The organism is Pedobacter sp. 01T416_2, from assembly GCF_056398925.1.
This window is the reverse complement of sequence record NZ_JBFTQI010000897.1, coordinates 1-2240: the sequence shown is the minus strand read 5'-3', so window position 1 is coordinate 2240 and position 2240 is coordinate 1. Positions and strand designations below refer to the sequence as shown.

Genomic DNA, 2240 nt, shown 5'->3' with positions numbered 1-2240 from the left:
ATCCAATTGTTATCTTTAATAAGACTGTAAAATTTAGGATAAACGGCAAAATATTAAATCCTGAAGACTTTATTCAAGGTGAACCCACAAAGCTGGCTCTTACCTACACTGATCGGAAGGGGAAGGATCATGCGTTATTTTTTACTTTTCTTCAACTAAAATCTACGAACGACGAAATCAATATCTTCCTGACTACGAAAAACGCAGGTGTTGACACCATTGTTGGCGGATTCCAATTTGAAGCGGATTGGCTCGATCCAACTTCAAAGGGATGGTTTGTCTATATCCACTCAGATAACCTTGAAACCGACTTATACCGCAACTTGGATCTTGATGCAATGGATAATCGAGGACAGGATTTTAAATTTTTTATAAAGGACAGGCTTAACGAATTCTTCAAAAGTAGAAATAAAAAATATGATGATTTTCTTGTTAAGTTAAGAAAAGATAGTTTTTATCCTTACAACGATCCTAGCAATGCAACATCAAAATCTAAGGTTGTTCTTTTCGATAAAGTAGCCTATTTAGTTGAAGAACGATATAATCTATTTACGGTAAACAAGACCCTAAGAGAGATAGTGTATCCTTTGATCAATAGAACTATTATAACTGGAGAACTCGATCAAATTCTTCAAAAAATTCTTAGGCTAGAAAATAAGACGGTTAAAAAATTTAATAATCTTCTTAACCGCACTGAAATTGAAGATATTATTGAATTTTCTGAGCGGGTATCCAAAAAATTGGAAGATCTCAATTTTATAGAGAAGCTGACTTGTACGGAAATTTCCAAACATGTTGCCGAAAGAAAAGAACTTCATAAGGTTCTTGAAAAAATGGTCTGGATTTTCGGTGAACAATATCTTGATAATACGGCCTTACTTTCAGATACTAATCTCGAAAATAATCTGAAGAAACTCAGAGAGGCGACCCTTACTTATAAGGCAGATAAAAAAGAGGATAATATAAGTACAGATGTTACTGGTAAGGCTAAATCTATAACAGATCTCTTCTTATATAGTGAAAAACCTATCGATGGGGTTAAAAGAGAAATTCTTGTTGTAGAGCTAAAAGCTCCAAAGGTTAAATTAAGTAATTTGGAGATTCAACAGGCAATGAAGTATGCCCGCCAAATAGAAGAGAGCTCATTTTATTCTGAAGATATGAACATTCATATTATTTTGATAAGTTCTGAAATCAATAAGGATACCAAATTCCAACTTAGTGGAATTCCAAAGCCTAGAGATAATCCTTATTTCTACTTTCAAAATGAAAACAAAAATATTACTGTATCAGTCATGAGATGGGGCCAATTGATCGAAATGAACAAGCGTAAACTGAGCTATCTATCTGGTAAACTGAAGGTGAAAGATATTGACGTTGAGGAAAAAATTAATAATGATTTTAGTGAAATAGGTTTTGATAAAGTTCGCTCGACCCTGAGGAAAGTTCCCATACCGCAGTAAATTTAAGCTAAAAACCATCGATAAAAATGTAGATTGTTATCCTATTATAGCTATCTACTTCTTATATCTATTTAACACAAAGGAATAGCTTATTATTTACTTCGTTAGGCAATAAGTAAACATTTAGGTGGTCTGTCTAATTCCAGCTTAAAAATATGTTGACCAAATTATTATAGTTATGAAAAAATGAATACATTAGTTCATCTATGGCTCTTAATCAAATATCTAGTGAAGAAATATTGACGGTTTTCAATGATGAGGTTGATTTAATCGTAGATAGAATCGATAATAGAAAATCAAGGAAAGATATCAGTAAATGGCTTGATAACTTTGAAGATAACGATAAAATTGATGCGCTGGAGATACTTCAGAAATTAACTTATGTTAGTGAAGATGATCTAAGGTTTGAAGCGGATCGTATAGTAAAAGAGGTAATTAATCTCGTTCCAAAGAATAATAAAATCTATTTCTATCCTATTTCAAAATATGGAAAGAGTGCTGCCCATTTTAGTTATTACATTAACAAATCTGCTCTTTTTCATTCATTAGAAAATTCGGGGCGGGCGAAGTTTATATTCAATAAATCTTTGGCAAAGGAGGCTACGTTTGACGACAATACCTCCATTGTGTTTTTTGATGATTTTTTTGGAACAGGAAACACCTTTATTAAATATTACAAATATATTAGCGAGTTGTCAGCACCAGAATTTAAAGAGCTTAAGTGTGTTTACCTCGCTGGTATTTTCTATATGGATAAAGCAAAGCAGAATATTGAAG

2 protein-coding genes are annotated in these 2240 nt (G+C 32.5%); both read left to right on the top strand.

The window, feature by feature from the left end; all coding sequences use genetic code 11:
* On the top strand, positions 1-1463 hold a 1463-nt coding region (locus tag AC1DPQ_RS25555; protein ID WP_477611287.1), incomplete at its 5' end, for a hypothetical protein.
* Positions 1464-1669: 206 nt separating this feature from the next.
* Positions 1670-2240, top strand: a 571-nt coding sequence (locus AC1DPQ_RS25550) for a phosphoribosyltransferase-like protein (protein ID WP_477611286.1), incomplete at its 3' end; no start/stop codon positions are given.